Source organism: Pseudomonas sp. TJI-51 (genome assembly GCF_000190455.2).
In the GTDB taxonomy this organism is placed as follows: domain Bacteria; phylum Pseudomonadota; class Gammaproteobacteria; order Pseudomonadales; family Pseudomonadaceae; genus Aquipseudomonas; species Aquipseudomonas juntendi.
In genome coordinates this window covers 17,024-42,847 of record NZ_AEWE02000014.1, presented here as the reverse complement: position 1 = coordinate 42,847, position 25,824 = coordinate 17,024, and the positions used below count along the sequence as shown (strand labels likewise).

The following is a 25,824-nucleotide window of genomic DNA, read 5'->3' as shown; positions in this document are numbered from 1 at the left end:
ACCTGTGGGAGCGGGCAAGCCCGCGAAGAGGCCGGCAAGGCCCAACACAACCTAGATTCCCAAGCACCTATGCCGAATATTCTCCTGGTCGAAGACGACAGCGCCCTGTCCGAGTTGATCGCCAGCTACCTGCAACGCAACGACTTCCACGTCCAGGTGATCGCCCGCGGCGATCATGTGCTGGACGAGTACCGCCGGCAAAAGCCCGATCTGGTCATTCTCGACCTGATGCTGCCGGGCCTCGATGGCCTGCAGGTCTGCCGCCTGTTGCGCCAGGAATCGCAAGGCTTGCCGATCCTGATGCTGACCGCCCGTGACGACAGCCACGACCAGGTACTGGGCCTGGAAATGGGTGCCGACGACTATGTGAGCAAACCCTGCGAGCCCCGTGTGCTGCTGGCGCGGGTGCGTACCTTGCTGCGCCGCAGCAGTGTCAACGAGCCACGGCTGGACCACGACCTGATCGTGATCGGCGGCCTGCGCATCGACCTGGCCGAACGCACGGTCAGCTGGCGCGGCGACGAAGTGGAGTTGTCCAGCGGCGAGTACAACCTGTTGGTGGTGCTGGCGCGCAACGCCGGCGAAGTGCTGAACCGCGACCGCATCCTGCAGCAACTGCGGGGCATCGAATTCAATGGCACCGACCGCTCGGTGGACGTGGCCATTTCCAAGCTGCGGCGCAAGTTCGACGACAACGCCGGTGAAGCGCGCAAGATCAAGACCGTATGGGGCAAGGGCTATCTGTTCAGCCGCGTCGAGTGGGAGTGCTGACCGGCCATGCTCAAGATCCTGGTGCGGCTGTACCTGGTGATCATCATTGCCTACGCCGGTGCGCTGCTGCTTATCCCCGACAGTATCGTCGGTCTGTTCCATGACCGGTTCATGGCCTACAACCTGGACCAGGCCAAGGGTGTGCAGTCGATGGTCGTGCGCCAGTTCCGTCAGGCGCCGCGCGAGCAGTGGCCAGCGGTAGCGCAGGAGCTGGCCGGTGATTTCGCACCGCTGCAACTGCGGCTGTTGCCCATGGACCAGGCGGGCCTGAGCGACCTGGAGCAGGCGCGCCTGGCGCAGGGGCTGCACGCGGTACGCATTGGCGAGTGGGGCTATTACGAAACCGTGCTGGCCCCCTTGGACAAACAGTGGCTGGTAGAGCTGCATTCGCCGCCCGACCCGTTCGACATCAACGTATTGTCCTGGGGGGTGACCGTCTTGATCGGTGCCGCCATGCTCGGCTGCCTGCTGCTGTGGGTGTGGCCGCACTGGCGGGACCTGGAGCGCCTGAAGGAAACCGCACGGCGCCTGGGCCAGGGGCACATGGCCGAGCGTACGCACATCTCGCCGCACTCCAACATCGGTGAGCTGGCCGGGGTGTTCGATACCATGGCCAGCGACCTTGAGCGGCACGTCAACCAGCAACGCGAGCTGCTCAATGCGGTGTCGCACGAGCTGCGTACGCCGTTGACCCGGCTCGACTTCGGCCTGGTGCTGTTGTTCGACGAAGTGCCGCCAGCCAGCCGCAAGCGCTTGCTGGAACTGGTTGGCCATGTGCGCGAGCTGGATGAGCTGGTGCTGGAATTGTTGTCGTACAGCCGGCTGTACAACGCCGACCAGGCCCGCGAGCGGGTCGAGGTGTCGTTGCTGGAACTGGTCGACAGCGTGCTGGGCGGCTTCGCCGAGGAGCTCGATGGCCGCGGCATCCAGTGGGAAGTTCGCGCCGAAAGCGAGCTACCCCGCTTTGTGCTGGACCCGCGGCTCACCGCCCGGGCCGTGCAGAACCTGGTGCGCAATGCCATGCGTTACTGTGACCAGAGCCTGTTGCTGCGCTTGTGCCTGGACCAGGACGGCGCGTGCCTGTTGACGGTGGAAGACGACGGTATCGGCATTCCGGTAGCGGAGCGGGAGCGGATCTTCCAGCCGTTCTACCGGCTGGACCGCAGTCGTGACCGGAACACCGGTGGTTTTGGCCTAGGCTTGGCGATCAGCCGGCGTGCGATCGAGGGCCAGGGCGGTACGTTGACTGTCGCACAGTCGGCGCTGGGCGGGGCGCAGTTCCGCATCCGCTTGCCTGCCCGTTAGCAGGCGGCAGGGGCGTACAGGCTTTTTCTTCTCGGCCAGTTCTTGTAGGTTTACAGTTCTTCAAGCCAGGGAGCTGAACATGCAAGGCAAGGCACGCAAGATCGTTCAGGCCATTCTTTACGAGGCCATCGCCGTCGCCTGCGTGGCCCCGGCACTGGCGTTGGCGTTCGGCGCCGGCATGGCGCAATCCACAGTGCTGTCGGTGCTGATGTCAGGCATCGCCATGAGCTGGAACATGGGTTACAACTGGGTGTTCGAGCGCTGGGAGGCGCGCCAGCAGCGGCGTGAACGTACGTTCACCCGGCGCCTGCTGCACGCCCTGGGTTTCGAGGGTGGGTTGGTGCTGATCCTGCTGCCGCTGGTGGCCTACTGGCTGAACGTCAGTCTGTGGGCGGCGCTGCTCACCAACCTGGCATTGTTCGTGTTCTTCTTCGTCTACGCCTTCGTGTTCCAGTGGGGCTTCGACAAAGTGTTCGATGTGCCGCTGTCGGCGCAGCAAGCCAAGTGTTGACGTGGGCCTGCGCGGCAGGCTAAGTTCCTGGTCTATGAACACTTACCCGCACGTGAACGCCATCATTATTACCGCCATTATCAGCTTGGCGGGCTAGCGCGTACGTGCACCGAACCCGCCCTGGAGGCGGGTTTTTTCTCTCTGACTCCTGGGCAACGTAACAAAGCCAAGGAGTCATCGATGACCAGCTTCAGCACCCCCCGTACCCCAGCAACCCCCCAGCAACTGCTGTCGGAGCATGTGCGGCGCATTCTTGCCGCGCCGGTGTACGATCTGGCTATCGAAACGCCGCTGCAAGCTGCCCCGGCCTTGTCTGCCCGCCTGGGTAACCAGGTGTTGCTCAAGCGTGAAGACCTGCAGCCGACTTTCTCGTTCAAGATCCGCGGTGCCTACACCCGCCTGTCGCGGCTTGGCACCGCGCAACGCGAGCGCGGGGTCATCACGGCGTCGGCGGGCAACCATGCCCAGGGCGTGGCCCTGGCAGCTGCGCACTTGGGCATGCAGGCCACCATCGTCATGCCCACCACCACACCGTCGTTGAAGGTGGAGGGGGTGCGCTCACGCGGTGGCCATGTGGTGTTGCACGGCGAGAGCTTCCCGCATGCCCTGGCCCATGCCTTGAAACTGGCCGACCAGGCCGGCGCCACCTTCGTGCCGCCGTTCGATGACCCCGATGTCATCGCTGGCCAGGGTACGGTGGCCATGGAAATACTGCGCCAGCACCCGGGTGCGCTGGACGCCATCTTCGTGCCGGTGGGCGGCGGTGGCCTGATCGCCGGTATCGCCGCCTACGTGAAGTACCTGCGCCCCGAAGTGAAGGTGATTGGCGTCGAGCCGGACGACTCCAATTGCCTGCAAGCGGCAATGGCTGCGGGGGAGCGGGTGGTCCTGCCGCAGGTGGGCAGCTTTGCCGATGGGGTGGCGGTGGCGCAGGTCGGCGCGCATTGTTTCGAGCTGTGCCGGCACTTCGTCGACGAGGTGCTGACGGTGAGCAGTGACGAGCTGTGCGCAGCGATCAAGGATATCTACGATGACACCCGTTCCATCACCGAGCCTTCCGGCGCATTGGCAGTGGCCGGGATCAAGCAGTATGTGGCGCAGCACGGCGCACAAGGGCAGACCCTGGTGGCGATCGATTCCGGCGCCAACGTCAACTTCGACCGTTTGCGCCATGTGGCCGAGCGCGCCGAACTGGGCGAGCAGCGCGAGGCAATCATTGCAGTGACCATCCCGGAGCAACCCGGCAGCTTCCGGGCGTTCTGCCAGGCACTGGGCAAACGCCAGATCACCGAGTTCAACTACCGCTACTACCCCGGCCAGCAGGCGCGCCTGTTCGTCGGGGTGCAGACCCACCCGGTGCACGACCCGCGCAAGCAACTGCTGGCCAGCCTGGCTGGGCAGGGTTACGCCGTACAGGACTTGACCGACAACGAGTTGGCCAAGTTGCATGTGCGCCATACCGTGGGCGGTCATGCCGCCCCGGGGGCTACTGAGCGGGTGCTGCGCTTCGAGTTCCCGGAACGGCCAGGGGCGTTGCTGGGTTTTCTGGAGCGCTTGGGCAAGCACTGGAACATCAGCCTGTTCCATTACCGCAACCATGGCGCGGCCCAGGCCCGGGTGCTCGCCGCCCTGGAAGTGCCGGCGCAAGAGCTGGCGGGCTTGCCGACGGCCCTGGATGCCATGGGCTACCAGTACTGGGATGAGACCGACAACCCGGCCTACACACTGTTCCTGGGCTGAGCCGGGTCGGCGGGTACGCGGTCAAGCGGACCCGGCGCGCCGTTCAGCGTGCACCGCGCCCGTAGGCCTGGCTGATGCGGTCGATGACCATGGCCAGGGCAACGATCGCCAGCCCGGCTTCCACACCCTGGCCCACGTTCAAGGTCTGGATACCCGCCAGCACATCCTCACCCAAGCCGCGCGCGCCGATCATCGACGCCACCACCACCATCGACAAGGCCATCATCACCGACTGGTTCAGCCCGGCCATGATGCTGGGCAGCGCCAGCGGCAGGGCTATACGCCGCAACCGCTGCCAGCGGCTGGCGCCCAGCCCATGGGCGGCCTTCAGCAGCGACGGGTCGATCTGGCTCAGGCCCAGCTGGGTCAGGCGCACCAAGGGTGGCAGGGCGTAGATCAGGGTGGCGAATACTGCCGGCACCTTGCCCAGCCCAAACAGCATCAGCACCGGGATCAGGTACACGAACGCCGGCAGTGTCTGCATCACATCCAGAACTGGCAGCAACAACCGCCTGGCCAGTGGCCGGGCGGCCAGCAGGATGCCCAGCGGTACGCCAACCAGTACGCACAAACCCGTACTCACCAGCACCAAGGCCAGGGTCTGCAGCAGTTTGTCCCACAGCCCGAGCATGCCGATCAGTGCTAGCAGGGCCACCAGCACCACGCTGCGCAGCAGGCTGCGGCTGGCGTGCCAGGCCAGCAGGCCGACCATCGCCAGCAGCAGCCACCAAGGCAACAGGCGCAGCAGGTTCTCCAGCCCGACCAGCACCTGCAGCAACTGGTCGGACACGTTGCGCAAGTGGTCGCCGTAGTGCAACACCAGCCAGTCGACCACGCGGTTGACGCTGTCAGCGATGGAAAACTGCAAGGCTTGAGGGAAACCGTCGCTCACAGGCTGGCCTCGACCTTGGCGGCGATATCGGCGGGCAGCCAGGCCTTCCATACCTCGCGGTTATCGCGCAGGAAGGCCAGCGCGGCTTCGCGCGGTGGCGTGCGCTTTTCACTCATGTTCGCCAGCGCCTGGTTCAGGCGCTGGATTGGCAAGTCGACCTGCTCGAAGACACGCACAAGGTCTGGGTAGCCATCGCGAAACGCCTTGGACACCCCGATCGACAATTTCGCCGGAAGTGACTGGCTGCCTTGGGGGTTGGGGTTGCTTGCATCGGTGAGGGTGGCCCAGGCGTTGGCATCGAACGGGGGTTCTTGCAGGCGTACGAGCTTGTAACGGCCCATGAGGGGGGTAGGGTTCCAGTAGTAGAACAGCACGGGCTGGCCACGGCGGATGGCCGAGGTGATTTCGGCATCCATGGCGGCACCGGAGCCACTGCGGAAGTTGGTGTACAGCTCATTCAAACCGTAGGCCTTGAGCTTCTGGCTGTTCACGGTTTCGGAGGTCCAGCCGCTGGGGCTGTTGAGGAAGCGGCCTTTGTCGGGCGACTCGGGGTCGCGAAACACCTGCGGGTAGCGCTTGAGGTCCTGGACTTGGCGCAGGTCGGGGGCACTGGGCTTGATGCCACGGGCAGGATCGCCCTCTATCACATAGGCCGGCACCCACCAGCCTTCTTCGGCATTTTTTACCGTGTCGCCCAAGGCGAATACCTGGCTGGCCTGCTCGGCCTTGACCCAGGCGGGGCTGCGCCCGGCCCACTCCTCGGCGATGACCTGAAGGTCGTTACGTGCCAGCGCCACCTCCATGCTGACCGTGCTGCCGGGCAGGGTGTCGGTGGGGTAGCCGTAGCCGCGCTCGACAATCAGCCGCAATATCTCGGTGGTGAGTGCGCCGCTTTCCCAGCTGATGGCGCCGAAATGAATGGGAGCGGGCTGGTCGGCCGCTGCTGCGCTATCGGTGCTGGCCAGGCCAACCGTCAGCAGCAGCCCGGCCAGGAGCGCGGGGATTGTTTTCATGTGCACCTCGTCGTCGACAGTGCGGCAAGTGTAGACGACGAGGTTGGGCTGCCCTGGGGGCCAATGGCGCCCCCAATGCTTCAGACGCGGAACTGGTCCATCAGCGCCTGCTGCTGGTTGGCCAGGCTGTTCAGCGACTGGCTGACCCGGGCTGACTCATTGGCCTGGCCGGACAGCGATTCGGTCACGTCACGAATGGTGGCCACGTTGCTGTTGATTTCCTCGGCCACCGCGCTTTGTTCCTCGGCGGCCGAGGCAATCTGCAGGTTCATGTCGGTGATCACCGTCACCGCCTGGCCGATGCGCTGCAGCGCGGTCACCGCCTGGCCTACCTGTTCGACACCGCCCTGTGCCTGGCGGTGGCTCTGGTCCATGGCGCCGACCACTTCGCGGGTGCCGTTCTGCAGCGCCTCGATCACCTGGCGGGTTTCCTCCACCGACTCCTGAGTGCGTTGGGCGAGGTTGCGCACCTCGTCCGCGACCACGGCAAAGCCCCGGCCGGCCTCGCCAGCGCGCGCTGCCTCGATGGCGGCGTTGAGCGCCAGCAGGTTGGTCTGTTCGGCAATCGAGCGGATCACTTCCAGCACCGAACCGATCTTCTCGCTGTTCTGTGCCAGGCCCTCGACCTCGGCCATGGCATCGCTCATGTTGGCGGCCAGGGCGTCGATGCTGCTGGTGGTCCGATCGATCACCGCCAGGCCTTCCCGGGTGGCCTGGTCGGCATCACGTGCCGCCTGGGCGGCCTGGGCGGCGCTGCGTGCCACATCCTGAGCGGTGGCGCTCATTTCATGCGAAGCGGTGGCTACCTGGTCGACCTGGCGGTACTGCTGCTCCATGCCGGCGCTGGTTTCAGTCGCGATCGCCGAAGACTGGTCGGCGGTACCCCGGGCGGCCTGCACCGAGCGTTTCACCTCGGCGATGGTCGGTTGCAGCTTGTCGAGAAAACGGTTGAACCAGCCGGCCAGTTCACCGAGTTCGTCCTGCTTCTGGTAAGCCAGGCGCCGGGTGAGGTCACCTTCGCCGCTGGCGATATCCTTGAGCATGGCGGCCACGCCAAGAATCGGCCGGGTGACCCCGCGCGCCATCAGCCATACCAGCAGCAGGCCGGCGATCGCGGCAGCCAGGCCCAGGCCGAGTTCCAGCAAGGTTCCGCTGGTGTTCAGTGTGTCCAGTTCCTGCTTCAGTGCTTCAGCGGGGCCGGTCAGGGCATTTTCCGGCACATCCAGCAACACGCCCCAGGGCTGGGCATCAGGGATTGGCCGGAACGCGGCCAGCACTTTCAGGCGCTGCTGGTCATGCAGAATGCTCAGCTTGCCAGCGGCCAGCCTGCGCACCAGTGCGGCGCCATGGGCGGGGTCGACCTGGTCGACGCGCTGGGCCAGCTTGCTGGCGTCGGCGCTGTAGCCGGCCAGCAGGCCGACCGGGCTGAGAATGCCGACCCGGGTGCGGCCCTCGTACAGGTTGCGGCTGGCCTCTTCGCTGAGTGCCTGCAGGCTGTTGAGGTTGATGTCGATGGACAGCGTGGCGATGATCTTGCCATTGACCGTCAGCGGGAAAACGATACTGGTCATCAGCACTTGCTGGCCGTCGATGGCATAGAAGTACGGCTCCACCACACATACCTTGCCGGTAGTGCGCGGGCATACCCACCAGGTGTTGGCCGGCTGGCCACTGGGGCCGATCTCGGTGTTGGCCATGTCATGTTCAGGCAGTGCCATGGCCGTCAGCTGGCCGGCACGCGGCTGCGACCAGTACAAGGCGAAGCGCCCGGTCTCGTTGCTGCCCAGTTCCGGTTTGTCGGCGAACAGGTTGTCCTTGTTGTCCAGTGCATTGGGCTCGAACACCAGTGACAGGCCAAGCAGGTCGGGGTTGGCCTGCAAGGCGGCGCGTACCTGGCGCGTCATGTCCTCGCGCAGGTCGAAGGCATCGAGAAAGCGCTTTTCGGCCTGTTCGCGCAGGAACAGCACCTGGCGGGCGAAACCAGCACCGTACTGGTAGGCGTCCATGAACTGGCGGCGAATGTTCAACGCCTGTACTTCACCTTGCGACTCGATGCGCGACTGCGCCGCCTCGGTCAACATCTGCATGCTGCTGGCCTTGACCAGGTCCGAGCTGTGGTCCATGCGGTACAGCGACAGGCCGACGAGCAGGGTGACGATGCTGGCCAGGCAAAGGCCGGCGAGCAGGGTGATCTTCCACTGGATGGAGAGTTGTCGCAAAGGCATGGGGCGGTTCCCTTTTTCAATGCAGTAAGGGTTATGGCTTTGGGCAGGGTGGGCAGGTCGTGGGGGCAGGCAAGTGGCCCCAACATCACCGTATCGGCGCTGTAGGATTTTTCTTTATTCAAACATTCAATTTAAATTTGTCGCCGGTGAAATCCGCCGCAACCTGGCAATTTTGACATCTGCCGCCCACTGCTTCAGAGTTCGCGCTTTTTTCTGTCGTAAAGAGGTAAGCCCACCATGAATGCAGTGATCGCCGCGGTCGGCATCATGCTGATACTCAGCCTGTCCCGCGTGCACGTGGTCATCGCCCTGATCATTGGCGCCCTCGTCGGCGGCCTGACCGGTGGCCTGGGAATGGAAGGCACGCTCAAGGCCTTCAACGGCGGCCTCGGTGGTGGCGCCACGGTGGCCTTGTCCTATGCATTGCTGGGCGCCTTCGCCGTGGCGATCGCCAAGTCCGGCCTGGCCCATGCCCTGGCCGACCGCGCGCTGGCCATGATCGACCGCCAGGGCCATGCCAATGCTGGCAAGCTCAAGTGGCTGATGATCGGCCTGATGCTGGCGGTGGCGGTGTCGTCGCAGAACATCCTGCCCATTCACATCGCCTTCATCCCGCTGCTGGTGCCGCCGCTGCTGTATGTGCTGACCCGCCTGCGCATCGACCGGCGGCTCATCGCCTGCGTGATCACCTTCGGCCTGATTACCCCCTACATGTTCCTGCCGGTGGGCTTTGGCAACATTTTCCTCAACGAAATCCTGTTGGCCAACGTGGCCCGCGCCGGTGTCGACGTGAGCGGCGTCAATGTCACCCACGCCATGGCGATCCCGGCTGCCGGCATGCTTGTCGGCCTGTTGTTGGCCGTGTTCGTCAGCTACCGCAAGAAACGCGACTACAACCTGGCACGCATTGCCCAGGTGGAGCAGGTGAGCGTGCAGTACAACCCGGTGACGCTGCTGGTGGCCGGGCTGGCGATTGCGGCGGCGTTCATCGTGCAACTGCTGCTCGATTCGATGATCATCGGCGCCATGGTCGGCTTTCTGATCTTCTCGTTGTCGGGCATCGTCAAGTGGCGCGACACCGACGACCTGTTCACCGAGGGCATGAAGATGATGGCCATGATCGGCTTCATCATGATCGCCGCCTCGGGCTTTGCCGAGGTGATGAAGGCCACGGGCGAGGTGAACAGCCTGGTGCAGGCTTCGGCGCAGTGGATCGACCACAGCAAGGGCGTAGGTGCCTTGCTGATGCTGCTGGTGGGGCTGCTGGTGACCATGGGCATCGGTTCGTCGTTTTCCACCGTGCCGATCCTGGCGGCGATCTTCGTACCACTGTGCGTCCAACTGGGCTTCGACCCGCTGGCCACGGTATGCATCGTCGGCACTGCCGGTGCCCTGGGGGATGCTGGCTCGCCGGCGTCGGACTCCACCCTGGGCCCGACCTCCGGGCTTAACGTGGATGGCCAGCACCACCACATCTGGGACACCGTGATCCCGACCTTCATCCATTACAACCTGCCGTTGCTGGCGTTCGGCTGGCTGGCGGCCATGACCTTGTAGGCGGGGCGGGCGTCAGCCTTTGCCGGGCGGCGGCGAAATGCGGTTGAGCACGGTGCTGCCGTCCTTGCTGCGGGTCAGGTAGACCGGCAGCACCTTGGGCAGGTTGTTGACCAGGCCTTCCACCTCGCGGGTGTTGTAGACACCGCTGATGCGGATGCGCCCGGTGCTGGCATCGGCCAGCCGCAACGGCGCGTCGAGGTAGCGGTTGATCACCGGTAGTGCCTGTTCCAGGCTGAGGTTGTCGAGCACCAGCTTGCCGCTGCGCCAGGCCAGGCTATTGCCAACGTCGCCGCTCTGTTCCAGTTGCGGTTCGAAGTCGCCCTTGTGGTAGCTGGCCTGCATGCCAGGGCCAAGGCGATAGCCGCCGGCGCTGCCGTCGCTGGAGACCAGCACCGAACCTTCCAGCAACGTGACCTTGACCTGATCACGATACTTCCACACGTTGAACTGGGTGCCGGTCACGCGCGTCTGGCCGCGGCCGGCGCGCACGATGAACGGGTGGCTGCTGTCGTGCCAGACCTTGAAGAACGCTTCGCCACGCTTGAGTGTGACCTGGCGCTGGTCCTTGTAATTGAGGAAGGTCAGCTCGCTGTGCAGGTTGAGTTGCACCTGGCTGCCGTCGCTCAGGACCACGCTCTGCATGTGGTCAGTCGCTTCGAAGTGCTGGTAGCGATTGGGCAACCAACCCTGTTCCCAGCCGAACCAGCCCGCCAGTGGCAGCACGGCCAGGGCGATGGCGGCGGCAGAAGCCAGGGGGCGCCAGTTACGCCGGCGCCTGATGGCGATGGCCGCTGGGTTGACGTCCATGATCGTGGCGGTGCGCGGCAGCAGGTCGGCGGTTTGCCAGATTTCCAGCATGGCCTGGTACTCATCGGCATGCCTGGGGTCAGCCGCCTGCCAACGCAGGAATGCCTCGCGCTCGGCCGCCGTGCAATCGTCTGCATGCAAGCGCATGCACCAATGCGCGGCGGCGTCGGTGATCGCATCGTCAGGGGTGGGCTTGAGGCGGTCTTGGTTCATTGCGGCTCCGGGTTTTGCGCATTCTACCCTTGCGCATGGGCCCCGGAGAACCTGGGTAATGGCGAATGACTATCAGTTGTGCCGGTTTTCCGCTGGAATTGCAACGGTTTTGAGCGTTTGAGAACCTTTCGCGCCCGCCGTCAGAACTGCGCTGCTGCCAGCCCGTACAGGCTGGCACTGCCTGCACGAATGCTGGCCTCCAGTGCCAACTCGCGCGGCAACACGCGCTGGAAGAAAAAGTCCGCACAGGCCAGCTTGGCGCCGTAAAACCCGCTGTCTTCATGCTGTTTGGCCAACGCCACCGCCGCCATGCGTGCCCACATATAGGCATACGCGGTGAGCCCGAACAGCTGCAGGTACTCCACCGCCACCGCACTGACCAGGTTGGCGTCTTCAGTGGCGCGTGCCTGCAACCACGCGCTGGTGGCCTCCAGCCGTGTCAGGCTTGCCTGCAAGGCTGCCCGGTGCAGTGGGGCTTCCAGGCTGAACGCCCGTACCTCGGCGGCGAAGCTGGCCAGTGCCTGGCCGCCGTCAGCCAGCACCTTGCGCCCCAGTAAGTCGAGGGCCTGGATGCCGTTGGTGCCTTCGTAGATCTGCGCGATGCGCACATCACGTACCCGTTGCTCCTGGCCCCATTCGCGAATGTAGCCGTGGCCACCGTACACCTGCTGGCCGAGCACGCAGCTTTCCAGGCCGTTGTCGGTGAAGAACGCCTTGGCCACCGGGGTCAACAGCGCCACCATGCGCTGGGCCTGCTCGCGTTCACTGCCAGCTTCGGCATAGCGCGCCACGTCGAGCTGCTGGCCCACATAGGCGGCAAACGCCCGGCCCCCTTCGGTGAGGGTGCGCATGGTCAACAACATTCGCCGCACATCGCCGTGGTGGATGATCGGGTCGGCGGCTTTGTCCCGCAGCTGCGGGCCCACGGCGGCGCGGCTCTGCAGGCGCTCGTTGGCGTAGCGGGCAGCCGCCTGGTACGACGCCTCGGCACAGCCGATGCCCTGGATGCCGATCGACAGGCGTTCATAGTTCATCATGGTGAACATGGCCGCCAGGCCCTTGTTCGGGGCGCCCACCAGATAACCCGTGGCTGCATCGAAGTTCATCACGCAGGTGGCCGAGGCCTTGATGCCCATCTTGTGTTCGATCGAGCCGCAGTGGGCAGCATTGCGCTCGCCCAGCCGGCCATTGGCGTCAACCAGGAACTTGGGCACCAGGAACAACGAGATGCCCTTGGCACCGGCGGGCGCATCGGGCATCTTGGCCAGCACCAGGTGGATGATGTTCTCGGTCAGGTCCTGCTCGCCGCCGGTGATGAAGATCTTGCTGCCGGTGATGCGGTAGCTGCCGTCGGCCTGGGCTTCGGCGCGGCTGCGGATCAACCCCAGGTCGGTGCCGGCATGCGGCTCGGTCAGGCACATGGTGCCGGCCCAGCGCCCTTGGTAGAGGGGCGGCAGGTAAGTGGCCTTGAGCGCCTCGCTGGCGTGCGCATCGATCGCCAGGCAACTGCCAGCGCTCAGCGCCGAATACAAGCTGAAGCTGCAGTCGGCCGCGTAGAGCATCTCTTCGAACAGCACCCCCAGCATCTTCGGCATGCCCATGCCGCCATAGGCCGGGTTGCCGCCCAGGCCGACCCAGCCGCCCTCGCGGTAGGTGTTCCACGCTTCGCGGAAGCCATCGGGCGTCGTGACGCTGCCGGCGTCGAAACGCACGCCTTGCTCGTCACCCTGGCGGCTGAGCGGGGCGACCAGCTGGCTGCTGACCTTGGCCGCTTCTTCCAGAATGGCGTCGGCGGTGTCGGCGTCTATGTGCTCGGCCAGGGCCGGCAGGCGCGCCCACAGGGCCGGGGCGTTGAATACATCGTGCAGTACGAAGCGCATGTCGCGCAGGGGGGCAGTGTAGGTGGTCATTGGCGGCTCTGGAAAAATGGCACATCAGGGTTGGCCCTTCGCGGCTGATCCCGCTCGCGCAACAGCGGGCGCATGTGGGTCAAGCCGCGAACAGGCCCCATGGGGTCAGAGGGTTCTGGCGCGGTCGCGCAGCAAGTACTTCTGGATCTTGCCGGTGGAGGTCTTGGGCAGCTCACCGAACACCACCGTCTTCGGCACCTTGAACCCGGCCAGGTGCTCGCGGCACCAGCTGCTGATGTCGGCTTCGCGCGTGTCTTCGCGGCCGGGCTTGAGGGCGACGAAGGCGCACGGGGTTTCGCCCCACTTTTCGTCCGGGCGGGCCACCACGGCGGCCTCCAGCACTGCCGGGTGCTTGTACAGTGCGTCCTCGACTTCGATGGTGGAGATGTTCTCGCCGCCGGAAATGATGATGTCCTTGAGCCGGTCCTTGATCTCCACATAGCCATCGGCGTGCCACACGGCCAGGTCGCCGGTATGGAACCAGCCCCCACGGAAGGCTTCAGCGGTAGCTTCCGGGTTTTTCAGGTAGCCCTTCATCACGGTATTGCCGCGCATGAAGATCTCGCCCAGGGTGTTGCCATCGCGCGGCACAGGTTCGAGGCTTTGCGGGTCCGCGACCATCAGCCCGTCGAGGGTGGGGTAGCGTACCCCCTGGCGGGCCTTGATTTGCGCACGCTCTTCCAGCGTCAGCGCATCCCATTCCTCGTGCCAGGCGCACACGGTCACCGGGCCGTAGACCTCGGTCAGCCCATAGGTGTGGGTCACCTTGATGCCCATTTGCTCGACGGCGCCAATGACCTTGGCCGGGGGCGCTGCGCCGGCCACCATCGCCTGCACCGGGTGCTCGATGGCAGCCTTGGCTGCCTCGGGCATGTTGACCAGGGCGTTGAGTACGATCGGCGCACCGCACAGGTGGCTGACCCGGTGTTCGCGGATCAGGTTCAGGACCTTTTGCGGGTCGACCCGGCGCAGGAACACGTGGGTGCCGGCCAGGGCGGTGATGGTCCAGGGGTAGCACCAGCCGTTGCAGTGGAACATCGGCAAGGTCCACAGGTACACCGGGCGATGGCCCATGGCCCAGGTCATCTGGTTGCCAATGGCGTTCAGGTACGCGCCACGGTGGTGATAGACCACGCCCTTGGGGTTGCCGGTAGTGCCGGAGGTGTAATTCAGCGAAATGGCCTGCCACTCGTCATCCGGCCAGTCCCAGGCAAATGCCGGGTCGCCCTCGGCAAGCAGGGCTTCATAGTCCAACGTGCTGACTGCGCGGCCCTCACCGTATTCCGGGTCATCCACATCCACCACCAGTGGCGGGTGCTCGAGCAGGGCCAGGGCGGCTGCGATGACCGTGTGGAATTCGCGGTCGGTGATCAGCACCTTGGCTTCGCCATGCTGCAGCATGAAGGCAATGGCCTCGGCGTCCAGGCGCACATTCAGGGTATTGAGTACGGCACCGGTCATCGGCACGCCGAAATGCGCTTCGAGCATGGCCGGGATATTCGGCAGCATGACCGCTACCGTGTCGCCACGGCCAATGCCGCGGCCGACCAGGGCGCTGGCCAGGCGTCGGCAGCGTTGGTAGGTTTCCTGCCAGTTACGGCGGATGGCACCGTGAATGACCGCGGGGTAGTCGCCGTACACGGCGGCGGTGCGCTCGATGAAACTCAGCGGGGTGAGGGCGACATGGTTGACGGCAGCGGGCTGCAGGCCCTGGGCATAGATCGACATGCGGTAGTCCTGTAAGGGAGGCAGGCGCAGCGGCTGCTGCCTGGCCCCCGGTGGCTGATTGTTAGCTCTGTTCAGGGTGCACAGGGAGGCGCACGGTGGGGCGCTCCCTCTGTCGCATTTTTACGCGAATGGCTATGGTAATAGGAATATCGACCATAGCAATATAGTAGAAATACTATATAGGAGCCCTTCAACGTGGATCAACCTGCCGCCTGCCTGCTGGCCATGGACCCACAACCGAGCCTGCTGCTGGCCGCCGATGCCAGCGTGGTGGCGCTGAACCCGGCCTTGCAGGCCTGGGTTGCCGAGGGGCCTACGTTGCGTGCTTGGCTACCGGCCAACTGTACGGCGCTGGTCCGCGCCTGCCTGCGCCAGCACCGCGCAATCAGCGACGTGGAGGTACAGGTCGGCGCGCGCACCGTGCTCTGGACCTTCATGCCGGACGACCAGGGCCAACAGGTGCTGGGCCGCTGCCGTGACGCCAGCGAAGAGCGCCAGGGGGCACGCGAAGCCAGCCGCGCCAGGCGCCTGTACCGGTTGATCATCGAGAACACCACCGACCTGATTTCGCGGCACAGCCCCGATGGCCGTTTTCTCGATGCCTCACCGGCCGCCCACCGTCTGTTGGGCCTTTGGCCTGAGCAACTGCGTGGCAGGCTGGTGCATGGCCTGCTGCACCCGCGGGAGCGCCGCCAGGTGCTGCGCCAGGCCGCCGCTGCACTGGACCAGGACGGCTACCACACCATGACTTGCCGGGTGCGCCAGGCCAGCGGGGGCTACCGTTGGTTCGAGATCGCCAGCCGGGCGATCCGCGAAACCTACACGGGCGCGGTGGTGGAGGTGGTCAGCGTGTCTCGCGACATCACCTTGCGAATCGAAGCCCAGGAGAACCTGGCGCACAGCGCGCGGCTGGCCACCCTGGGTGAACTGGCTTCGGGCATTGCCCATGAGCTCAACCAGCCGCTGGCTGCCGTGGTCAACTATGCCAACGCCAGTCAGCGCTACCTGCACAGCCTGGGGCGTGACCCGCAAGCCCTGGAGCGGGTGGGGCAGGGCCTGCAGCGTATCAGCGAGCAGGCTACCCATGCCGCCGAAGTGATCCGCCGCCTGCGCGCGTTCCTGCGCAAGGGGCCGCGGCGCCTGCAGGCGCTGGACGTGGCTGAAGTGGCTGGCGAAGCCATGCGCCTGTGCGCCTGGGAGGCCGCCCGTGACCAGGTGCAGATCGAGCTACGCGTCAGCGCGCAACTGCCTTCGGTGTACGCCGACCGGGTGCTGTTGGAGCAGGTGCTGCTCAACTTGCTGCGCAATGCCATAGAGGCCAACCGTGAACACCACGGCGAGCGGCCATCGCATATCCTGCTTGGCGCAACGCGGGATGGCGACGGCGTGCTGGTCGAAGTCGCCGACCAGGGCACAGGGGTCGCGCCTGAACGCCTGGACGCGATTTTTACGCCGTTCACCACCAGCAAGGCGGATGGCCTGGGCCTGGGGTTGAGCATGAGCCGCAGCCTGATCGAAGGCTTCGGCGGCAGCCTGTGGGCGCGGGTGGGAGACAACGGTGGTCTGGTATTGTGCTGCCGGCTGGTGGTCAGCAGGCGCTAAGGGGAGCTGCGGTGCAAGCAAAAGTCTATGTGGTCGATGACGACCAGGGGATGCGTGATTCGACCGTCTGGTTGCTGCAGTCGGTAGGCCTGCAGGCGTTGCCATTTGCCACCGGGCAGGCGTTTCTGGAGGCGTGCGTCGACGACGGGCCTGCCTGCGTGCTCCTGGATGTGCGCATGCCGGGGCTCGGTGGCCTTGCCGTGCAGCAGGCCATGCACGCGCGTGGGCTGGCCCTGCCGGTGGTGTTCGTCAGCGGGCATGCCGATGTGCCCATCGTGGTACGGGCGTTCAAGGCGGGCGCCTGTGACTTCATCGAAAAGCCCTACAACGATCAGTTGCTGCTCGACAGTGTGCAGGCCGCACTGGAGCGCGCGGGGCGGGTACGCCAGGGCGATCAGGCGCTGGCGCAGGTGCAGGCGCGTATCGACAGCCTCACACCGCGAGAGCGTGACGTGTTCGTGCCGTTGGCCCAAGGGCTGAGCAACCGTGAAATCGCCGAGCGCCTGGGCATCAGTGTGAAAACCGTCGACCTTTACCGCGGCCGGGTAATGAAGCGGCTCCAGGCGGCCAGCCTGGCAGAGCTGGTGGGCATGGCCATAGCCTGCGGGGCGGTCGAAGCGTTGGGGCTGCGGGCTCGGCAGTAGCAACGCGGGTGGCGCCATGGCCAAGGGCGGGGCTTGCGCAAGCCACGACCGTGGGTACCGAACGGGCTGAATGATGAAATTTTGCATAGCAAGCTAATCAAGGCTTTGACATTCACTGCCTAGGCAGTAATATTTTCACACAACTCCCCGAGCGGTTATCGATGGCCCATTTTTCCCCCGAAAACTTCCAGAGCTGCGCCATTGGCATGCTGCTGGGGCGCGCGGCGATCCTCAAGGACCGCATCCTCGACTGGCACCTGGAGTCGGAGGGCGTGACCGCCGCCCAGTTCAAGGTGTTGATCATCGTCACCCAGTACCAGGTGGATACGCCGGCCGAACTGTGTCGCTACCTCGGGCTGGACAGCGGTTCGATGACCCGCATGCTCGACCGCCTCGAGCAGAAGGAGCTGATCGTGCGTAACCGCTGCGCCGACGACCGGCGCCAGGTGCGCCTGGCGCTGACGGCCGATGGCCAGCGCCTGGCCGACCGCCTGCCGGAAATCGGCGCTGCCGCCATGAACGAACTGTGCGGCGTGCTGGCCCCAGAAGAGTTGCAGACCCTGGAAGGCCTGTTGGCCAAGGTCCTGCTCAATGCCGGCGACCCCTTGACGGTGCGCCGCTTCGGCGACCGTTGAACCCTGTCACGAATTTTCAAGGTATTGTCATGGCCACTTCCACAGACACCCCGACACCCTCCGCAGCGCCCGAGCCGTCGCGCAAGCGCAAGGCCTGGCTGCTTGGCCTGCTGTTGCTGCTGGTGCTTGCCGGCATCGGCACCTGGGCCTGGTACAGCCTGGTCGGCCGCTGGTATGAAAGCACCGACGACGCCTACGTCAATGGCAACGTGGTGGAAATCACCCCCTTGATCACCGGCACTGTGACCAGCATTGGCGCCGATGACGGCGACCTGGTGCATGCCGGCCAGGTGCTGCTGCAGTTCGACCCGGCCGACAGCCAGGTGGCCCTGCAGTCGGCCGAAGCCAACCTGGCGCGCACCGTGCGCCAGGTGCGCGGGCTGTACAGCAATGTCGACTCGCTCAAGGCCCAGCTGGCGACCCGCCAGGCCGAACTGCGCAAGGCGCAGCAGGACTTCAACCGGCGCAAGGTGCTGGCCGACAGCGGTGCCATCGCTGCCGAGGAGCTGTCCCACGCCCGCGATGACCTGAGCGTGGCCCAGGCCGCGGTCAATAGCGCCCGCCAGCAACTGAGCACCAGCAGTGCCCTGGTCGACGACACCGTGGTGTCGTCGCACCCCGAGGTCATGGCGGCTGCGGCCGACCTGCGCCAGGCTTACCTCGACCACGCGCGCACTACCTTGGTGGCGCCGGTCACCGGGTATGTTGCCAAGCGGACCGTGCAGCTGGGCCAGCGCCTGCAGCCGGGCACCGCGACCATGGCGGTGATCCCGCTGGACCAGGTATGGATCGACGCCAACTTCAAGGAAACCCAGTTGCGCGACATGCGGATTGGCCAGCCGGTAGAGATCAGTGCTGACCTTTACGGCAGCGCAGTGACGTACAGCGGTACCGTCGACAGCCTCGGCGCAGGCACCGGCAGCGCCTTCGCCCTGCTACCGGCGCAGAACGCCACGGGCAACTGGATCAAGATCGTGCAGCGGGTGCCCGTGCGTATTCACCTGAACCCCGAGCAACTCAAGGACCACCCGCTGCGTATCGGCCTGTCCACCGTGGTCGAGGTCAACCTGCACGACCAGAGCGGCCCGACCCTTGCCCAGCAACCGCCGCAGAAGGCCAGCTATACCACTGAGGTTTATGACCGCCAGCTGGGCGAAGCCGATACCCTGATTGCCAAGCTGATCCACGAAAACAGCGCCCCTGGCAAGACGGCGCAGCGATGAGCGATAACGCCGCAGCGCAGTTCACCCCGCCGAGCCTGCTGCTGACCACCATCGGCCTGTCGCTGGCCACGTTCATGCAGGTGCTCGACACCACCATTGCCAACGTGGCCTTGCCGACCATTTCCGGCAACCTGGGCGTCAGCTACGAGCAGGGCACCTGGGTCATCACGTCGTTCGCGGTGAGCAATGCCATTGCCTTGCCGCTCACCGGCTGGCTGAGCCGGCGTTTTGGTGAGGTGAAGCTGTTCATCTGGGCCACGTTGCTGTTCGTGCTGGCCTCGTTCCTGTGTGGTATCGCCCAGTCCATGCCGGAGCTGGTCGGCTTCCGCGTGCTGCAGGGCGTGGTGGCCGGGCCGCTGTATCCCATGACCCAGACCCTGCTGATTGCCGTCTACCCGCCGGCGAAACGGGGGATGGCCCTGGCGCTGCTGGCGATGGTCACGGTGGTGGCGCCGATTGCCGGGCCGATTTTGGGTGGCTGGATCACCGACAGCTACAGCTGGCCATGGATCTTCTTCATCAACGTGCCGATCGGCCTGTTCGCTGCTGCAGTAGTGCGCCAGCAAATGCGCACCCGGCCGGTGGTGACCAGCCGCCAGCCGATGGACTACATCGGCCTGCTGACACTGATCATTGGCGTGGGTGCGTTGCAGGTGGTGCTGGACAAGGGTAACGACCTGGACTGGTTCGAGTCGTCGTTCATCATCGCCGGTAGCCTGATATCGGTGGTGTTCCTGGCGGTGTTCGTGATCTGGGAGCTGACCGACCGCCACCCGGTGGTGAACCTGCGGCTGTTCGTGCACCGCAATTTTCGCGTAGGCACGCTGGTGCTGGTCGGGGGGTATGCCGGGTTCTTCGGTATCAACCTGATCCTGCCGCAGTGGTTGCAGACGCAAATGGGCTACACCGCCACCTGGGCGGGCCTGGCGGTGGCGCCGATCGGCTTGCTGCCGGTGATCATGTCACCGTTCGTGGGCAAGTACGCGCACCGCTTCGACCTGCGCGTGCTGGCGGGGCTGGCGTTCCTGGCAATCGGGGGCAGCTGCTACATGCGCGCCGGGTTCACCAGCGAGGTGGATTTCCAGCATGTGGCACTGGTGCAGTTGTTCATGGGGATCGGGGTCGCGTTGTTCTTCATGCCGACCTTGAGCATCCTGCTGTCCGACCTGCCGCCGCAGCAGATCGCCGACGGCTCGGGGCTGGCCACCTTCCTGCGGACTTTGGGCGGCAGCTTTGCGGCGTCGTTGACCACCTGGATCTGGATTCGCCGGGCGGACCAGCATCATGCTTACCTGAGCGAGAACATCAGCCAGTTCGACCCGACCACGCGGCATACCCTCGAACAGCTGGGCGGGGCCAACCCGCAGAGTTATGCGCAGCTTGAGCAGATACTCAACGGGCAGGCCTACATGATGTCCACGGTGGACTACTTCACCCTGATGACCTGGGTGTTCGCCGGGTTGATCCTGTTGGTGTGGTTTGCCAAGCCACCGTTCACCGCCAAGGCGGGGCCGGCGTCGGCGGGGCATTGACGCCGTTGTGCAGGTTGGCACGGGGTGGCGGCTGTCGCTTGCGCCTCCCTCTTATGCCACCGGCAGGTTCATCGACCTGGGCGGCGGGCGCTGAGCCGTGCCGCTCAGCGTGACAACGGCGTGCCGGCCAGCATCCGCGCCACCAGGTCGCTGAGCTGTGCCAGCTCGAAGGGCTTGTGCAGGACCGCGAAACGACGTGCTGTGGGCAGCTCCGGTTGCTCGCTGGTATAGCCGGTGATGAACACCACCGGCGTGGTTTCCGGCAGACTGTTGCCCAGTGGCTGACCAACCAGCCCTCTAGGCAGGCCGGAATCGGTGATCAACAAGTCCGGCTGCAGGCCGCCCTGCAGTGCGGCCACGGCGTGTTGACCATCGCCGAATGCATGCACGTCGTGGCCTTGCTCCTGCAGAATTTCGCTGATGACCAGACGCATGGTTTCCTGGTTCTCCACCAGCATGATCAGGTTGGCCGTTCTGGCAGGCATGGGCGGTGGGGGTTGGGGCAACGCCGGCGGGACCGCCACCTGGGTGTCGTCCCTGGGCAGGTAGATATCGATGCAGGTTCCTTTACCCGGCACACTGTCGATTTGCAGCTGGCCCCTGGATTGCCGGATGAAGCCGTAGACAATTGACAGCCCCAGCCCAGAACCCTGGCCAAGCGGTTTGGTGGTGAAAAACGGTTCCGATGCTCGCTGCATCACGTTGGCTGGCATGCCGATGCCCGAGTCGCTGACGCTGATCCGTACATAGTCGCCACACGGCAGGTCAAGGCTGAGGGCATGCTCCTGGGTCAGTGTCTGGTTGGCACTGCCAATGCACAGCGTGCCGCCTGAGGGCATGGCATCGCGGGCATTGATGCACAGGTTGAGCAAGGAGCTCTCCAGCTGCGAGAGGTCGACGCGTACCGGCCACGCACCCGGCTGGGTCTGGTCGTTGAAATCAATGCCCGCATGCAGCGAGTTGATGATCAGTTCGCGCATGCCGGCCAGCAGCTGATGCACATCCACCGCCTGGGGCGTCAGTACCTGTTGGCGGGCAAATGCCAATAGCCGCTGTACCACCGCCGCGGCCCGTTGGGCGTCGTGGCGGGCCGCGCCAAGCAACCGCGCGGCTTCGGGGTAGCGCTTTTCATCCTGGCGTTGAATGGCGCTTTCCAGGGCAGCCAGGATGCTGGCCAGGAAATTGTTGAAGTCGTGGGCAATACCCCCGGTCAACTGACCGACCGCTTCCATCTTCTGCGACTGGACCAGGGCAGTTTCAATCTTGCGCAGGCGCTGCTGTTCGTTGATGCGCTCGGTGATGTCGTAGGCGAACAGGTAGCCACCCTGAATCATCAAGCGGTTATCACGCAACGGGTTGTAGCGGATTTCGTAGTGCCGCAGTGCTTCAGGCGGCCCTAGGGCAATGTTGTCGACGAAGGCCTCGCCCGCCACTATACGCGGCCAGACCGGTGCCAGCTGGCTCATGATATCGGGCTGGCGCGCCAGCAACTGCGGAATGTGGTCGCCGACCTGGGGGACGAACCCGCGCAGGCGCAGGAACGTTTCCTGTGCTGTGCGATTGATGGCCAGCAGCCTGAGGTTGCAGTCGGCAGCAAATACATTGGCCAGGCTGTGGTCGACCAATTCCCCCAGCAGTTTGTTGTTTGCGTCTGCCTGGTCTACACGCTCGGCCAGTTGCTGATTGATTGCCTGCAGCCGGTGCACGCTGACTTGCGCGGTTGGCATACCGGTAAAGATCACGGCTACGCGTTTATCGCTGGCAGGCTCCAGCCGGTGCACCGACAGGCTCAACCAGCGATCGGTCGCGGCCAGCCGTTCTTCGAACTGCAACGCACGGCCGCTGCGCGCCACTTCGGCGAAGCGGGGTAGCCAAGTATCGACTTCGTTCGGGATCAGTTCACGGGCCGTCTGACCCATCTGCTTGGCATGGGCAGTGTGACGAAGGCAGGCCTCATTGCTGAGAATGTAGCGGTAGTCATGGACCTGCCCGTTATCGTCCGCCAGCAGCTCCAGTACACAAAACCCCTCTTCCATGTGCTGGAGCAAAACATCCTGGCAGGCCGCTTTCAGCTGCAGCTCAGCAACCTGGGCCTCCAGTTCGAGCACCTTGTCGTGAAGTGCCTGTGTGCGAGAAGCGGCATCGTCCTGAACCATGCTGAGCTCCCTCGGTAATGGATCGCACTACTATAGTTACCACGATTGCCATTTGCCTTCAAAATGACCGAATGATCCGCCCCAGGGTTTCCATGGCTTGTTCGGCGGCGGCGTTCCAGGGGCTGCCGTAGTTCAGGCGAATGCAGTTGCCGAAACGTCTGGTGGGCGAAAAGATCGGGCCGGGGGCGATGCTGATGCCTTGAGCCAGGGCCATGTGGAACAGTTTGAGTGCGTCCATTTGCTCGGGCAGCTCCAGCCACAGAAAGTAACCCCCGGAGGGCTGGCTGACCCGCGTCTGGGCTGGGAAGTACCGGGCGATAGCGGCGAGCATGTCGGCCTGTTGGCCTTCCAGTGCGTAGCGCAGTTTGCGCAGGTGGCGGTCGTAGCCGCCGTGCTGCAGGTAGTCGGCGATGGCGGCCTGGGCAGGCATCGAGGCACACAGGGACGTCATCAACTTCAGCCGCTCGATTTTCTGCGCGTAACGCCCGGCCGCGACCCAGCCAATGCGGTAGCCAGGGGCCAGGCTCTTGGCGAACGAACCGCAGTGCATCACCAGCCCCTGGGTGTCGAACGCCTTGGCCGGCTTGGGTGCCTGCTGCGCGTAGTACAGCTCGGCGTAAACGTCGTCCTCGATCAGGGGCACCTGGTGCCGTGCCAGCAGTTGTACCAGCGCCTGCTTGTTCGCCTCTGGCATGCTGGCGCCGACCGGGTTCTGGAAGTTGGTCATGCACCACACGGCTTTGACCGGGTGCTTGTCCAGGGTTTGCGCAAGCACCTCCAGGTCCATGCCCTGGCGCGGGTGAACCGGGATTTCCACTGCCTTGAGCTTGAGCCGCTCCAGCACCTGCAGGCAGGCATAGAACGCGGGCGCTTCGATGGCGACCAGGTCGCCCGGCTGGGTGACCGCCTGCAGGCACAGGTTCAACGCCTCCAGGGCGCCGTTGGTGATCAGCAGTTCCTCCATGGGCAGCATCAGCCCGCCAACCATGTAGCGCAGCGCGATCTGGCGGCGCAGCTGCGGGTTGCCGGGTGACAGGTCGGTCACCACCATGCGCGGGTCCATGCTGCGGCTGGCGCTGGCCAGCGAGCGTGACAGGCGTTGCAGCGGGAACAGCTCGGGGCTGGGGAAGGCGGAGCCGAACGCCACGGTGTTGGGGTCCTTGATCGAGTCGAGGATGGAGAACACCAGGGCACTGACGTCGACATCGGTGGACTCGCTGGCCGGCTGCAGCGGCTGCGGCTCGCAGAACTGGCGTGGAGCGTGGGCGTTGACGAAGTAGCCCGAGCGTGGCCTGGCGCGGATCAGCCCGCGCCGTTCCAGCAGGTAATAGGCCTGGAACACCGTGGACGGGCTGACCCCGTGGGTCTGGCTGGCGTAGCGCACCGAGGGCACCCGCTGGCCGGGGCCGAGCACCCCGGAGCGGATCAGTTCGGCAATATCGTCGGCGAAGCGTTCGTAGCGTTTCATTCTGGCCTTCTGTCGAAGCCTGGCAGGCAAGGTGGTTGCAGTGTAAGGGATCAGCGGTTCATGGGTGCGACGAAGCGGCTGTGGGCCACGCTGCGTATGGCGGGGTCGTCACGTTCGCTGATGACAAAACTGAGTGTCTGCGAACTGCTGGTCGGCCGCTCGGCGAGCATTGCCACCGACACCGGCAGTTCGCTCATTTCGCCTGCGGGGATGACCAGCGCGGTGTCGCCCTGCAAGGTGAAGCCGTCGGCATCCAGCAGGCGCAGCAGGTAGTGTTGGGTGCGCTCGGTCTTGTTGATGACCTTGAGCAGGTAGATGTTCTCGATCTGGCCCTGGGCGTTTTCGCGGAACAGGCCGCGGTCCTTGATCACATCCAGCGACACCATCGGGCGCAGCTGCAAGGCCAGCACCAGCGCTGCCAGCATGACCACCAGCGCAGTGGCATAGCCCAGCAGGCGTGGCCGCAGCCAGTGGGTGGAGCCGCCTTGCAGGCTATGTTCGGACTTGTAGCCAATCAGCCCGCGGGCATAGCCCATTTTGTCCATGACCCCGTCGCAGGCATCGATGCACGCCGCGCAACCGATGCAGGCCATCTGCAAACCGTCGCGGATATCGATACCGGTGGGGCAGACCTGCACACACAGGGTACAGTCGATGCAATCGCCCAAACCTTGGGCGCGAGCATCGCTGCCTTTTCTGCGCGGGCCACGGGCCTCGCCACGGCGTGGGTCGTAGGCAACTGCCAGGGTGTCCTTGTCGAACATCACGCTCTGGAACCGCGCATACGGGCACATGTGCAGGCACACTGCCTCGCGCAGCAGGCCGGCATTGATGTAGGTGGCCGCGGTGAAGAACAGTACCCAGAACAACGCTACGCCGCCCAATTGCAAGGTCAGCAGTTCTGCAGCCAGCGGGCGGATCGGGGTGAAATAGCCGACGAAGGTCAGCCCTGTGGCCACACCAATGGCCAGCCACAGGCAGTGCTTGGCCGTGCGCCGGGTCAGTTTGTTCAGGCCCCAGGGGGCGGCGGCCAGCCTGATGCGCTTATTGCGGTCGCCCTCGGTGACTTTCTCGCACCACATGAACAGCCACGTCCAGGTACTTTGTGGGCAGCTGTAGCCGCACCACACTCGGCCGGCGTACACGGTCACGGCGAACAGGCCGAAGGCACAGATGATCAGCAGCGCCGACAGCAGAATGAAATCCTGGGGCCAGAAGGTCGCGCCAAAGATGTGGAACTTGCTGTTGGCCAGGTCCCACAGCACCGCCTGGCGGCCGTTCCAGTCGAGCCAGGCGGTGCCGAAGAACAGCAAGAAAAGCGCGCCAGCGAAACCCACGCGCAGGTTACGGTACCGCCCGGTGAAGCTGCGGGTGTAAATGCCGCTGTCGGTGCGGCGCGTTTTGACGCTGGTTGCGGGGGTGTCGATCTCTGTGCAAAGAATTCTGTCAGTCATGGGCAGGTGCTCATCAGGCCTCGATCAGGCATGAGCACTATGGCGCCGAAACTGTTAGCAGCACAGGTTCAGATTTTGCGCCAAAAACCATATCAGATACCGCGCAGGCGTCGCCGGCCCCTAGATGACCGAGCCTGGAGCGCTGGCCTTGAGGTGCCTGCGGCTATCCACCGCACCTGCTACCGTCAAGGCGTCGGCCTCGGCTTCGGTGATGGGCACGCGTTTGTCGTCGTGCAGCGCCACCGACATGCGCAACTGTTCGTCGGTAATGATTTCGATATCCGGACCAGCACACTCGATACGCAGGTTTTCACCCGTCAAGGTGCAACGGCGGGTGGCTTCATCGATTTCAACGGGCATGGTCAGGCCTCCTGGGTGGGTTACAGGGTGGACCGCGAGGGGGGCCGGGTCGTTGCATCAACGGGCTGAGTGGCACTT

The 25,824-nt window shown here is 64.8% G+C and carries 20 protein-coding genes; 10 read left to right on the top strand and 10 right to left on the bottom strand.

Annotated elements, in window-relative coordinates; translation table 11 throughout:
- The first annotated feature begins 69 nt into the window (after nucleotides 1-69).
- The 4 genes from G1E_RS03555 (at nucleotide 70) to ilvA (ending at nucleotide 4,327) form a co-directional block, all read left to right on the top strand.
- On the top strand, nucleotides 70-771 hold the full coding sequence (locus G1E_RS03555; RefSeq protein WP_009686653.1) for a response regulator transcription factor: 702 nt from the start codon (nucleotides 70-72) through the stop codon (nucleotides 769-771).
- A 6-nt stretch (nucleotides 772-777) separates the two neighbouring features.
- Nucleotides 778-2,076 (top strand): ATP-binding protein, encoded by a 1,299-nt coding sequence (locus G1E_RS03550; RefSeq protein WP_009686654.1) that lies wholly within the window; start codon nucleotides 778-780, stop codon nucleotides 2,074-2,076.
- 79 nt (nucleotides 2,077-2,155) lie between these two features.
- A complete protein-coding gene (locus G1E_RS03545) occupies nucleotides 2,156-2,587 on the top strand; it encodes a PACE efflux transporter (RefSeq protein WP_009686655.1) in 432 nt (143 codons plus the stop codon).
- A 180-nt stretch (nucleotides 2,588-2,767) separates the two neighbouring features.
- On the top strand, nucleotides 2,768-4,327 hold the full coding sequence (gene ilvA / locus G1E_RS03540; RefSeq protein ID WP_009686656.1) for a threonine ammonia-lyase, biosynthetic: 1,560 nt from the start codon (nucleotides 2,768-2,770) through the stop codon (nucleotides 4,325-4,327).
- 43 nt (nucleotides 4,328-4,370) lie between these two features.
- On the opposite strand, the gene G1E_RS03535 is transcribed toward ilvA, so the two are convergent.
- The 3 genes from G1E_RS03535 to G1E_RS03525 all read right to left on the bottom strand — a co-directional run bounded on the left by G1E_RS03535 (nucleotide 4,371) and on the right by G1E_RS03525 (nucleotide 8,457).
- Nucleotides 4,371-5,219, bottom strand: a complete 849-nt coding sequence (locus tag G1E_RS03535) for a proline/glycine betaine ABC transporter permease (RefSeq protein ID WP_047149631.1) — start codon at nucleotides 5,217-5,219, stop codon at nucleotides 4,371-4,373.
- Nucleotides 5,216-6,232, bottom strand: coding sequence for an ABC transporter substrate-binding protein (locus G1E_RS03530; protein ID WP_047149630.1), 1,017 nt, complete (start codon nucleotides 6,230-6,232; stop codon nucleotides 5,216-5,218). Before G1E_RS03530 ends, G1E_RS03535 begins: the two co-directional genes overlap by 4 nt.
- Before the next feature lie 80 nt (nucleotides 6,233-6,312).
- A complete protein-coding gene (locus G1E_RS03525) occupies nucleotides 6,313-8,457 on the bottom strand; it encodes a methyl-accepting chemotaxis protein (protein ID WP_009686661.1) in 2,145 nt (714 codons plus the stop codon).
- 237 nt (nucleotides 8,458-8,694) lie between these two features.
- Here G1E_RS03525 and G1E_RS03520 point away from each other — a divergent pair, with 237 nt between their 5' ends.
- Nucleotides 8,695-10,014, top strand: a complete 1,320-nt coding sequence (locus G1E_RS03520; protein ID WP_009686662.1) for a Na+/H+ antiporter family protein — start codon at nucleotides 8,695-8,697, stop codon at nucleotides 10,012-10,014.
- Nucleotides 10,015-10,026: 12 nt separating this feature from the next.
- Here G1E_RS03520 and G1E_RS03515 read toward each other — a convergent pair whose 3' ends face one another.
- From G1E_RS03515 to G1E_RS03505, 3 genes are all read right to left on the bottom strand, one after another.
- On the bottom strand, nucleotides 10,027-11,034 hold the full coding sequence (locus tag G1E_RS03515; RefSeq protein ID WP_047149629.1) for a FecR family protein: 1,008 nt from the start codon (nucleotides 11,032-11,034) through the stop codon (nucleotides 10,027-10,029).
- Nucleotides 11,035-11,174: 140 nt separating this feature from the next.
- Nucleotides 11,175-12,944 (bottom strand): acyl-CoA dehydrogenase C-terminal domain-containing protein, encoded by a 1,770-nt coding sequence (locus G1E_RS03510; protein WP_009686665.1) that lies wholly within the window; start codon nucleotides 12,942-12,944, stop codon nucleotides 11,175-11,177.
- 105 nt (nucleotides 12,945-13,049) lie between these two features.
- The gene (locus tag G1E_RS03505) at nucleotides 13,050-14,672 is read right to left on the bottom strand and encodes an acyl-CoA synthetase (protein WP_009686666.1); all 1,623 of its coding nucleotides are present in this window, start codon (nucleotides 14,670-14,672) and stop codon (nucleotides 13,050-13,052) included.
- 225 nt (nucleotides 14,673-14,897) lie between these two features.
- On the opposite strand from G1E_RS03505, the gene G1E_RS03500 reads away from it, so the two are divergent.
- The 5 genes from G1E_RS03500 (at nucleotide 14,898) to G1E_RS03480 (ending at nucleotide 20,308) form a co-directional block, all read left to right on the top strand.
- The gene (locus tag G1E_RS03500; RefSeq protein WP_115295280.1) at nucleotides 14,898-16,274 is read left to right on the top strand and encodes a sensor histidine kinase; all 1,377 of its coding nucleotides are present in this window, start codon (nucleotides 14,898-14,900) and stop codon (nucleotides 16,272-16,274) included.
- An 11-nt stretch (nucleotides 16,275-16,285) separates the two neighbouring features.
- Nucleotides 16,286-16,918, top strand: a complete 633-nt coding sequence (locus tag G1E_RS03495; protein WP_009686668.1) for a response regulator transcription factor — start codon at nucleotides 16,286-16,288, stop codon at nucleotides 16,916-16,918.
- 161 nt (nucleotides 16,919-17,079) lie between these two features.
- Complete coding sequence (locus G1E_RS03490) at nucleotides 17,080-17,553, top strand: MarR family winged helix-turn-helix transcriptional regulator (protein ID WP_009686669.1); 474 nt, start codon at nucleotides 17,080-17,082, stop codon at nucleotides 17,551-17,553.
- Nucleotides 17,554-17,582: 29 nt separating this feature from the next.
- Nucleotides 17,583-18,776 (top strand): HlyD family efflux transporter periplasmic adaptor subunit, encoded by a 1,194-nt coding sequence (locus G1E_RS03485; protein ID WP_009686670.1) that lies wholly within the window; start codon nucleotides 17,583-17,585, stop codon nucleotides 18,774-18,776.
- Entirely contained in the window at nucleotides 18,773-20,308 is a 1,536-nt protein-coding gene (locus G1E_RS03480; protein WP_009686671.1) for a DHA2 family efflux MFS transporter permease subunit, read from the top strand. The genes G1E_RS03485 and G1E_RS03480 overlap by 4 nt, the downstream gene beginning before the upstream one ends.
- A gap of 104 nt (nucleotides 20,309-20,412) precedes the next feature.
- Here the strand turns inward: G1E_RS03480 and G1E_RS03475 are convergent, their stop codons facing one another.
- The 4 genes from G1E_RS03475 to G1E_RS03460 form a co-directional block, all read right to left on the bottom strand.
- The gene (locus tag G1E_RS03475) at nucleotides 20,413-22,035 is read right to left on the bottom strand and encodes a PAS domain-containing sensor histidine kinase (protein ID WP_047149665.1); all 1,623 of its coding nucleotides are present in this window, start codon (nucleotides 22,033-22,035) and stop codon (nucleotides 20,413-20,415) included.
- A 487-nt stretch (nucleotides 22,036-22,522) separates the two neighbouring features.
- Entirely contained in the window at nucleotides 22,523-23,932 is a 1,410-nt protein-coding gene (gene mapR / locus G1E_RS03470) for a GntR family transcriptional regulator MpaR (protein ID WP_009686675.1), read from the bottom strand.
- A 50-nt stretch (nucleotides 23,933-23,982) separates the two neighbouring features.
- Entirely contained in the window at nucleotides 23,983-25,386 is a 1,404-nt protein-coding gene (ccoG, locus tag G1E_RS03465; RefSeq protein WP_009686676.1) for a cytochrome c oxidase accessory protein CcoG, read from the bottom strand.
- Nucleotides 25,387-25,506: 120 nt separating this feature from the next.
- Nucleotides 25,507-25,746, bottom strand: a complete 240-nt coding sequence (locus tag G1E_RS03460; protein WP_009686677.1) for a DUF3203 family protein — start codon at nucleotides 25,744-25,746, stop codon at nucleotides 25,507-25,509.
- Nucleotides 25,747-25,824: the final 78 nt, after the last annotated feature.

Coding starts and splice junctions, on each gene's coding strand:
- G1E_RS03460 (WP_009686677.1), bottom strand. CDS start 25,746: ATGCCCGTTGAAATCGATGAAGCCACCCGCCGTTGCACCTTGACGGGT.
- G1E_RS03510 (WP_009686665.1), bottom strand. CDS start 12,944: ATGACCACCTACACTGCCCCCCTGCGCGACATGCGCTTCGTACTGCAC.
- G1E_RS03500 (WP_115295280.1), top strand. CDS start 14,898: ATGGACCCACAACCGAGCCTGCTGCTGGCCGCCGATGCCAGCGTGGTG.
- G1E_RS03530 (WP_047149630.1), bottom strand. CDS start 6,232: ATGAAAACAATCCCCGCGCTCCTGGCCGGGCTGCTGCTGACGGTTGGC.
- G1E_RS03515 (WP_047149629.1), bottom strand. CDS start 11,034: ATGAACCAAGACCGCCTCAAGCCCACCCCTGACGATGCGATCACCGAC.
- G1E_RS03485 (WP_009686670.1), top strand. CDS start 17,583: ATGGCCACTTCCACAGACACCCCGACACCCTCCGCAGCGCCCGAGCCG.
- G1E_RS03520 (WP_009686662.1), top strand. CDS start 8,695: ATGAATGCAGTGATCGCCGCGGTCGGCATCATGCTGATACTCAGCCTG.
- G1E_RS03550 (WP_009686654.1), top strand. CDS start 778: ATGCTCAAGATCCTGGTGCGGCTGTACCTGGTGATCATCATTGCCTAC.
- ccoG (WP_009686676.1), bottom strand. CDS start 25,386: ATGACTGACAGAATTCTTTGCACAGAGATCGACACCCCCGCAACCAGC.
- G1E_RS03555 (WP_009686653.1), top strand. CDS start 70: ATGCCGAATATTCTCCTGGTCGAAGACGACAGCGCCCTGTCCGAGTTG.
- G1E_RS03480 (WP_009686671.1), top strand. CDS start 18,773: ATGAGCGATAACGCCGCAGCGCAGTTCACCCCGCCGAGCCTGCTGCTG.
- mapR (WP_009686675.1), bottom strand. CDS start 23,932: ATGAAACGCTACGAACGCTTCGCCGACGATATTGCCGAACTGATCCGC.
- G1E_RS03505 (WP_009686666.1), bottom strand. CDS start 14,672: ATGTCGATCTATGCCCAGGGCCTGCAGCCCGCTGCCGTCAACCATGTC.
- G1E_RS03545 (WP_009686655.1), top strand. CDS start 2,156: ATGCAAGGCAAGGCACGCAAGATCGTTCAGGCCATTCTTTACGAGGCC.
- G1E_RS03475 (WP_047149665.1), bottom strand. CDS start 22,035: ATGCCAACCGCGCAAGTCAGCGTGCACCGGCTGCAGGCAATCAATCAG.
- G1E_RS03490 (WP_009686669.1), top strand. CDS start 17,080: ATGGCCCATTTTTCCCCCGAAAACTTCCAGAGCTGCGCCATTGGCATG.
- ilvA (WP_009686656.1), top strand. CDS start 2,768: ATGACCAGCTTCAGCACCCCCCGTACCCCAGCAACCCCCCAGCAACTG.
- G1E_RS03525 (WP_009686661.1), bottom strand. CDS start 8,457: ATGCCTTTGCGACAACTCTCCATCCAGTGGAAGATCACCCTGCTCGCC.